Consider the following 523-nt stretch of genomic DNA (forward strand, 5'->3'; position numbering starts at 1 on the left):
TTCTGACCCGGCCGGAGCTCCGCGACCTGCCGGTCATCCGGCGGACGCTGCCACACCGCGACTCGGACCAGGTTGTCGCCGCAAGCGCGGCATTCGGGACGACGTTCTATCTTATAGTCGTCGCGGCCGCGACCGGTGAGGTTGTTTTACTTCCCTGAACCAGAGTCCTCCGGAAGCCCCGTACTGGCGGGAACGGCGGGAGGCGAATTAGAAACCTCCTCGGGGCGGTACGCCGCTGAAAACGACTTTTGTTCGGCCATTCGGCACATACAAATGATATACCGCGTGTGGATAATGGAACCGAACAGCCGCCGCACACTTAATTTACTGCGGCGCGCCGGATGACGTCATGAGTAGAGACTCGACTTCGACCGGGGCGGCAGGCGACACGAATTGGTACAAAGCGCTCGACCCGGACGAGCTGCCGGAGGGACGGGTGAAGGCGGTGAGCTGCGGCGACACGACAGTCGCGATGACGCACCAGAATGGTTAGTACGCCGCGCTCGACAATCGCTGTCCCCAC

At 62.1% G+C, this 523-nt stretch carries 1 protein-coding gene; it reads left to right on the forward strand.

Annotated elements, in window-relative coordinates; genetic code table 11:
- Nucleotides 1-349: 349 nt before the first annotated feature.
- On the forward strand, nucleotides 350-493 hold the full coding sequence (locus tag EXE44_RS17970) for a hypothetical protein (protein WP_199241275.1): 144 nt from the start codon (nucleotides 350-352) through the stop codon (nucleotides 491-493).
- Nucleotides 494-523 lie beyond the last annotated feature (30 nt).

Source organism: Halorubrum sp. SS7, from assembly GCF_005435055.1.
GTDB lineage: Archaea > Halobacteriota > Halobacteria > Halobacteriales > Haloferacaceae > Halorubrum > Halorubrum salinarum.

Coding starts and splice junctions, on each gene's coding strand:
- EXE44_RS17970 (WP_199241275.1), top strand. CDS start 350: ATGAGTAGAGACTCGACTTCGACCGGGGCGGCAGGCGACACGAATTGG.